Consider the following 7,787-nt stretch of genomic DNA (forward strand, 5'->3'; position numbering starts at 1 on the left):
TCCGGTCCCATGGCCGATAATTTGAAGCAAACATGCCGCCGGCAGCCGTTTTCACCCATTTTCACGGATTGACCGGCATGGCATAAAAAGGTATCTTAAGAGAAAGCAAGCATTCTGGAACGAGAAGGGTGTGGGTGGATTGCCTAGGCACTTAGTCATCGGAAACGGCAAGTTTTTGATCAACCTGGACCGTAATACGTATATGCGCGATTTGTATTATCCTTATGTCGGGCAGCTCAACCATGTCGGCGGCTATCAATGCCGCATCGGCCTTTGGGTGGACGGCGCTTTTACTTGGCTGGCCGATCCGGAATGGAAGTTCGAGCTTTCGTATATCGAAGACTCTCTGGTAACCGAAGTGCGCGCCTCCCATTACCATCTCGGGATTACTTTGCTTATGAACGATGGCGTGCATCAGCGCGAGGACGTGTATCTGAAACGCGTGCGCGTTCACAATCATTGGGATACCGTGCGCGAAGTGCGCATGTTCTTCAATCAAGACCTCGTCATCAACGAGACCGAGGTGGGCGATACCGCCGCCTATTATCCTCAGAACAATACCGTCTTTCATTATAAAAAAGACCGCTACTTCATGTTCAACGGGCTGGCCGGTACCGACGGCATTTATCAGTACACGACCGGCGTCAAACGATTCTATAACGCCGAGGGCACATGGCGTGATGCGGAGGACGGCCATTTGATGGGCAATGCGATCGCGCAGGGCTCGGTCGACAGCACCGTCAGCTTCCGGCTCCATGTGCCGCCGAACAGCGACGAGACGCTTTATTACTGGATGAGCGCGGGCAAAAATCTCGAAGAAGTGAAGAAGCTCGACAACTACGTCAAAGAAAGCCATCCTGGCAAGCTGCTGGACCGGGTGGAAATCTATTGGCAGCGCTGGGTCAACAAGCCGGAGGAACGCGATTACGGCAACCTGAGCGAGGCCTGTGTGCGGTTGTACAAGCACAGCCTGTTGATCGTCCGGACGCAGACCGACGTGAACGGCGCGATCATCGCGGCGAACGACTCCGACATCATGCAGTCCAACCGCGACCATTACAGCTATATGTGGCCCCGGGACGGCGCGCTGATCGCTTACGCGATGACCATGGCCGGCTATCAGGGCATGATTACGCCGTTCTTCAACTTTTGCGCGGAGGCGCTCTCGCCGGACGGCTACCTGCATCACAAATACAATCCCGACGGAACAGTCGGCTCCAGCTGGCATCCGTACCTCAACGGCGGCAGCATGCAGCTGCCGATTCAAGAGGACGAGACCGGGCTCGTCCTGTTCGCGTTGTGGCAGGACTACGTTCGCCACGGCATCATCGAGCTGCCGCAATCGCTATACCGGACGCTGATCCGCCGCGCGGCGCGCTTTATGTCCGGCTATATCGAGCAAGAGCTGAGCCTGCCGAAGCCGAGCTACGACCTGTGGGAGGAGCGGTACGGCATTTTCACGTTCACCGCTTCGGCCGTCTTCGGCGGTCTCATTGCAGCCGCCAACTTCTGCAGCCTGTTCGGGGACGAAGAGCGGTCCAGCCGCTACCGGCATACGGCGGAGAAAATCAAGTCCGGCATCCTCAAGCATCTGTGGGACGAAGAGGAGCAGCGTTTCGTGCGGGGACTGGTGCTGGACGGTGAAGTATGGGTGAAGGACAAGACGCTGGAGAGTAGCGTCTACGGCATTTTCGAATTCGGCGTTCTCCCGGCCGATGACCCGCGCGTCGTCAGCACGATGAAGGCCAACCGGGCCGGACTGACGATCAAAACGGACATTGGCGGCGTCGCCCGTTACCATCACGACTATTACTTCCAGCGTTCGTCGGATATCGATAACGTTCCGGGCAACCCGTGGATCATCTGCACGCTGTGGATTGCGGAATGGGAGATCGAGTGCGCCAAAACGCTGGAAGACCTCGAATCGCCGCGGCGTACGCTCGAATGGGTCGTCAGCCACGCGATGGAAAGCGGCATTTTGCCGGAGCAGCTCGACCCGTTCGACGGTGGGCCAGTATCGGTTGCCCCGCTCACCTGGTCGCACGCCACCTATGTACTGACCGTCATCAAGTACACGGAGAAATATAAAAAGCTGCTGGCTGCCAGCAAAGCGTAAACCAGGCCGTTTTCACAATAGCAAAAAACATGCCGACAAGACGGGGCATCCGTCCTGACGGCATGTTTTTTTTGTTCTGAGCGGCTCCTCCTGCATCCCCCGGATCGCCTGCTATCGCTTGCGGGGAATGCTCAGCGTCTGCCAATGTTCGCTTTTCAGGTGCTTGCCCAAAAAGACAATCTGTCCGACATGGTATCCGTAATGGGAAACCTGACGCTGAATCGCCTTCAGCACCGTGTGCGCTTCGCCGCGGATATAGACGATACGCAGCACATCATCCGGGGTCAGCGAGCGCAGCGTCTGAAACACCAGCTCCCAGCCTTCCTCCCACAGCCGCAGCAGCTCTGCGCGGGGAAGCCGGCTGACTTCGAATTCGCCGTCCCGGTTGCGGTCCGGCTTCTCGCCGTCCGTCGTCAAAAAATCGGTCCAGCGCGAAATCATATTTCCATGCATATGCTTGATCAGTAGTTCCATCGAGTTAGATTCCGGATCGATCGTTTCGTGAAAGTGCGCGTCCTCCAGTTGGCTCATTGTTCCATCAGCCAGCTTCTTCATGCTTTCAAAAGCCAAAATCGATTCTTTCAAAAATTCCTCGCCAAGTTGCATCGGTTGGTTCATTATGATCCTACCTTTCCGCGAAATGGGTACAACACCATCTTACGGGAACGAAGTCGAAAAGTACATCTCCGTTTTTTATCGGGGCGATAAACCTTACAAGCGCAGAAGACGCAAAAAAACCTGACCGAAGCCAGGCTGCCATACTTATTCATGCACGTAGGTTTGTTCGTATTTGTCCGCTTCCCACAGCCGGTCAAGCTCGGCAGGATCGCTCATTTCGACGACGATCATCCACCCTTGGCCATATGGGGACAAGTTGATGACGCCCGGGTTTTCCGTCAGCTTCGGATTGACGCTAACGACCTTGCCGGATACCGGTGCATACAGCTCCGTCACCGTCTTGACCGACTCCATGCTGCCGAACGGTTCGCCAGCCTGAAGAACGTCTCCCTCTTCGGGGAGCTCCACAAAGACGATGATCCCGAATTCCTCTTGGGCAAAATCAGTGAGGCCGATCACGGCTCGCCCGTTTTCCACCCGCACCCATTCATGATTTTCGCTGTATTTGAGCCCTTTGATTACTTCCATAACGTCGGTTCCGAGCCCCTTTACTCCAAGTAGTGAAAAACCCCCTAGCCTGCCGTAAGACAGGCCGAGGGGGATATGCGAAGCGTATGAAGACGATTATTTCGCCACCAGGTGCTTGTCACCTTTTTTCCAGCCGATCGGGCACAGACCGCCGGATTGCAAAGCTTCGAGAACGCGGAGCGTTTCTTCGACGCTGCGGCCGACATTGTTGTGATGAACGACTTGGTATTGCAGTTCGCCTTCCGGGTTGATGATGAACAGGCCGCGCAGTGCGATGCCTTCTTCTTCGATCAGTACGCCGTAGTCGCGCGATACTTGTTTCGTAATATCGGCAGCCAGCGGGAAGTTCAGTTGGCCAAGGCCGTTTTGATCTACCGGCGTGTTGATCCAAGCGCGGTGGGAATGAATGCTATCGATGGAAACGCCGAGGATTTCGGCATTGCTCGCTTTAAATTGCGAAGCCGCTTCGCTGATTGCCGTAATTTCCGTCGGGCACACGAAAGTGAAGTCCAGCGGATAGAAGAACAATACGAGCCACTTGCCTTTATAGTCGGACAAGGAAACTTTGCCGAACTCTTGTCCATTCCCAAGAACGGTGTCCATTGTAAAATCGGGTGCTTGTTTACCTACCAAACGCTCTGCCATGTTCCAAAAATCCTCCCTTAAATTTGGTTTATTGATCACGTTTTTCACGATATAAATCGTATCATTTGGAGCCCATTGAAGTCAATATTAAACTAATTATTTTTTTATAATAATTCTAATCTGTGACAATCCAAACACAAAACTGCGCTGCAGGAAAACAGAAAAAACTCTTAAGAAATCGGAATCCCTCAAGAGTTTTTCTGGCTATCCGGTCTTGCTATTTGGTTCAATCCTTATTTGCGGATGGCGCCAACGATCAGCTCGCCCATTGCGGTCGTGCCGATGGCCTTGCTCTTGTCGACGGCAATGTCTCCGGTGCGGTGGCCCGCATCCAGCACTTCCTTCACAGCGCGCTCGATCGCTTCGGCGGCATCGTGGTAGCCGAACGTCAGACGGTACATCAGCGCTACGGACAAGATCGTCGCGATCGGATTCGCAATGCCTTGGCCCGCAATATCCGGCGCGGAGCCGTGCACCGGCTCGTACAGACCGAACGCTCCTTCGCCCAGGGAGGCGGAGGACAGCATGCCGATCGACCCCGTCAGCATCGCCGCTTCGTCGCTCAGAATGTCGCCGAACATGTTCTCCGTCACGATGACGTCGAAGCTGGACGGACGGCGCAGAAGCTGCATCGCGCAGTTGTCTACGAGCACGTGCTCCAGCTCGACGTCCGGATAATCCGGCGCGATCCGGTTAACCGTTTCTCTCCACAGACGGGACGTTTCCAGCACGTTCGCTTTATCGACGGACGCCAGCTTCTTGCGGCGGGTGCGGGCGATCTCGAACGCTTGGCGCACGATGCGCTCCACTTCCGTGACGTTGTATACGCAAGTATCGACCGCTTCTTCTCCGTTCGCACCCTCGCGGCGGAATTTCTCTCCGAAGTAAATCCCCCCGGTCAGCTCGCGGACGACGATCAGGTCCGTGCCTTCGAGCACTTCCGGCTTCAGCGTGGAAGCTTCCTTCAAGCAATCGAATACGTTAGCCGGACGAATGTTGGAAAACAAGCCGAGCGCCTTGCGGATTCCGAGCAGTCCCGTTTCCGGACGCAGCTCCTTCGGATTGTTGTCCCATTTCGGGCCGCCGACGGCTCCGAGCAGGACGGCGTCCGATTTCTTACAAATCGCCAGCGTATCCTCCGGCAGCGGGGTTCCTTTCTCGTCAATGGCGATACCGCCGAACAAGCCGTGCTCGAACTCAAAACGGTAGCCGAACACGTCCTCGGTTTTTTTCATTACTTTAATCGCTTCCGCCACAACCTCAGGGCCGATGCCGTCCCCGGCGATGACGGCAATTTTCTTCACGTCTGCCATTGGTTTCACTCCTAAGTAAATTCATTATCTCTTTTGTAGCACATTTGTGTATCTTTGCGCCAAGACATAAATCGAATAAATTTGATAGACAAAACCTATAACCATCACCGTACCGATAACCGGCCTCCCTTAGCATTCCCGGGGTTGGAAGACGGGACGCGAGCCAAATCGGGTACGCCGGTGCCCTTCTATTCCATTTTGACCTCTTTGCGGCGTCCCATATACCACTTGACGAACGACTCGGCCAGCTCGACCGGCGCATCGTCGATCCCGGCGCGACGTACCGGCTTGGCCCGGTTCATGGTTCCGACGGATGCGAGCCCCAGCCATTTTTGAAATAGACTGCGGGTGACGTTCACTTCAATAATTTTCTCCCGCTTCGAAACGAATAAAGCCGTTGTCAAACTTCCCGTTTTGAACTGAATGAAGTTATCCTTCAAGACGTACCGCGTATTGGCGAAATCAAGCCATCTGGATACGAAGATCCATATCAGCAAAACGCCGGATAAAACCCACCAAGTCTGCTCGAATCCAAGGAACCGCGGCTTGAAATAAAATAAAGCGGCCGTCGATAGAATCCAAAGCCAGCTTGGCCTTAGCATGCGGACCCATAACGATTTCGCGGGAAGCCGGTTCATCTCGCGGGTCACTTCATAAGCCGGCAGCATTTCTGAGATCATCTCATAGGCGCGCTGAACAGGCAGAAAAGGATACAGCGAGCTGATTTCCAGCTTGTCGTCCCCGTCGCCAAGACCTCCTGCGCTGGTCAGTTTCATTTCGGCGAATCCGAGTAAACGTTTCAGTACAGACTGCGTAATTTCAACCGCATGCACCCTTTGCTTGGCAATGGAAAATACCGTTTCGTCGATCAGGCCTTTTGTGATGTAAATCCGCTCGGGATCGGAAGAAATCTCGTATTTCCCATACTTCACAAAGGTTCTGACGATTCCGAAAGCGACGGAGGCCAAGGCGAGCACGGCGATCAGAATCGCGGCAATCCACCAGGAGTCCGTAATGATGGAAACCAAACCTTTCGCTTCTTGCTTCACATGAAAGAATTGATCGATTTTGGAATAAGCGGAACCGAGCAAAGGTATAAGGAGCAGAAAGCTTAAGGATGTAAAGGAAGCTCTTAGAATATCCTTTCTTGTCGGTTTAAAATGAACGGTCCGCTGCGGTCTCACCGCTTCTGCATGTGACTCCGCGGCAGCTTCGCCGTCCTGTACCGTCATCGGTCCGCCCGGCACCGGGCTCGCCACTTGCTTTTCAATATAGCAGGCTTCCGCTAAAGAGATGACCTCGAATTCGACAGCAGCCTCTTCACCGGTGAGCCCTGTTTCAAATCGGATGGAAGTCACGTTAAACAGCCGATGAAATAAGGTCGTGTGACGGTTGACGTTTTGAATTTTGGTAAAAGGAATCGTTCGTACGGACTTGGTGAACACCCCTTCATAGAGATGAAACGAAGCATCGTCGAGCTTGTATTTATGCGTCAGCCACTGAAATAGTATGACGAGAACAGCGACCCCGACAAAAAGAAAAAAAGCGATCCTCCCATACTTAAGGAAAGTCGAATCCGAACCGAATTTGATCACGAACAAATACATGGCGATGACAAACGAGAATTTGGCCAGCTTCCATAATTTCCAAACCATCGTCAGCGGATGATGCCGTTTCACTTCGGTCATGACTCCACTTCCTTTAGTTTGGCGAAATGGGCAATTTGATCCCTTAACTCAATTGCGACCTCTTTAGGCAGAGCAGGTATGGCATGCGTCGATCCCATCGTTTTGATTGAGACCGAGCAGAGGCCGTACTTTCGTAGAAGCGGTCCTTGCTTCGTGGCGACCGACTGGATTTTGGTCATCGGGACGAGCCGATGCTCTTCGTTTAACGCGCCCGATTTCAGCTGCAAAAACTCTTCATTCATATCGTAGCGCCAGTTGTTATAGAGCAAAAACGGTCTATAGAAAGACCAGATCGCAGACGGCACGGAAATGACGGCAAGACCGATAAGAATCCAGCCGATCCACTCTTTCCATGCGTACCGATGGTCCAAATAGAGCAAAACCCCAAGCACGACAAAGCCGATCACATTCGAAATCGTTTCACTGATGACCCATACTTTGACCGCATCCTTGGACAACCGTCTTTGAGGCGCGCCAATTGGAGAAAACATAATTTCACCCCTATAGCTCCATGCTGCCATGTTCATGTTTCTGATTTCAACCTTAGCAGCTTTAATCATCTTAATCAATAAATTTTTATCGAAAAACGATAAATTTTTATTGTTTAGGATAAAATAATATGGTAGATTAATGAACTAAATCGGCCTTTTGCCCGACTCGTTACTACATTTCTGCTTTGAACACTCCCACCACCTGCGCTAATGGCGCTGAGGTGGGGGATTCTTGCGAACAGAGAAGCATCCTTCTCTTCTTGAGCAAGCGATCCCTGCGGTTCCCGCAGTTCAGTTGGCCTTCGCCAACAAACGCAGTCCTTCTTGCAAGATGTTCATGCTGGCATTGTGGTCACGGTCATGGTGCGTCCCGCATCCTGAACAGGTC

8 protein-coding genes are annotated in these 7,787 nt (G+C 53.1%); 1 reads left to right on the forward strand and 7 read right to left on the reverse strand.

Annotation, left to right across the window (positions count from 1 at the left end; all coding sequences use genetic code 11):
* Positions 1-139 precede the first annotated feature (139 nt).
* On the forward strand, positions 140-2,116 hold the full coding sequence (locus ET33_RS36060) for a glycoside hydrolase family 15 protein (RefSeq protein ID WP_036694245.1): 1,977 nt from the start codon (positions 140-142) through the stop codon (positions 2,114-2,116).
* A gap of 111 nt (positions 2,117-2,227) precedes the next feature.
* Here the strand turns inward: ET33_RS36060 and ET33_RS36065 are convergent, their stop codons facing one another.
* From ET33_RS36065 to ET33_RS38830, 7 genes are all read right to left on the reverse strand, one after another.
* A complete protein-coding gene (locus tag ET33_RS36065) occupies positions 2,228-2,734 on the reverse strand; it encodes a DUF1572 family protein (protein ID WP_036694247.1) in 507 nt (168 codons plus the stop codon).
* Between the two features lie 144 nt (positions 2,735-2,878).
* On the reverse strand, positions 2,879-3,262 hold the full coding sequence (gcvH, locus tag ET33_RS36070) for a glycine cleavage system protein GcvH (RefSeq protein WP_036694249.1): 384 nt from the start codon (positions 3,260-3,262) through the stop codon (positions 2,879-2,881).
* Between the two features lie 96 nt (positions 3,263-3,358).
* The gene (locus tag ET33_RS36075) at positions 3,359-3,907 is read right to left on the reverse strand and encodes a peroxiredoxin (protein ID WP_036694252.1); all 549 of its coding nucleotides are present in this window, start codon (positions 3,905-3,907) and stop codon (positions 3,359-3,361) included.
* Positions 3,908-4,140: 233 nt separating this feature from the next.
* Positions 4,141-5,220 carry a 3-isopropylmalate dehydrogenase gene (gene leuB / locus ET33_RS36080; protein WP_036694254.1) on the reverse strand — a complete coding sequence of 360 codons (1,080 nt, stop codon included), beginning with the start codon at positions 5,218-5,220 and terminating at the stop codon, positions 4,141-4,143.
* Between the two features lie 188 nt (positions 5,221-5,408).
* A complete protein-coding gene (locus ET33_RS36085; protein ID WP_036694256.1) occupies positions 5,409-6,908 on the reverse strand; it encodes a PH domain-containing protein in 1,500 nt (499 codons plus the stop codon).
* Complete coding sequence (locus ET33_RS36090; protein WP_010499561.1) at positions 6,905-7,399, reverse strand: PH domain-containing protein; 495 nt, start codon at positions 7,397-7,399, stop codon at positions 6,905-6,907. Before ET33_RS36090 ends, ET33_RS36085 begins: the two co-directional genes overlap by 4 nt.
* A gap of 291 nt (positions 7,400-7,690) precedes the next feature.
* Positions 7,691-7,787, reverse strand: a 97-nt coding sequence (locus tag ET33_RS38830) for a zinc ribbon domain-containing protein (RefSeq protein WP_152570776.1), incomplete at its 5' end; no start/stop codon positions are given.

It is taken from the genome of Paenibacillus tyrphae, from assembly GCF_000722545.1.
In the GTDB taxonomy this organism is placed as follows: Bacteria; Bacillota; Bacilli; order Paenibacillales; family NBRC-103111; genus Paenibacillus_G; species Paenibacillus_G tyrfis.

Coding starts and splice junctions, on each gene's coding strand:
- leuB (WP_036694254.1), bottom strand. CDS start 5,220: ATGGCAGACGTGAAGAAAATTGCCGTCATCGCCGGGGACGGCATCGGC.
- ET33_RS36065 (WP_036694247.1), bottom strand. CDS start 2,734: ATGAACCAACCGATGCAACTTGGCGAGGAATTTTTGAAAGAATCGATT.
- ET33_RS36085 (WP_036694256.1), bottom strand. CDS start 6,908: ATGACCGAAGTGAAACGGCATCATCCGCTGACGATGGTTTGGAAATTA.
- gcvH (WP_036694249.1), bottom strand. CDS start 3,262: ATGGAAGTAATCAAAGGGCTCAAATACAGCGAAAATCATGAATGGGTG.
- ET33_RS36090 (WP_010499561.1), bottom strand. CDS start 7,399: ATGTTTTCTCCAATTGGCGCGCCTCAAAGACGGTTGTCCAAGGATGCG.
- ET33_RS36075 (WP_036694252.1), bottom strand. CDS start 3,907: ATGGCAGAGCGTTTGGTAGGTAAACAAGCACCCGATTTTACAATGGAC.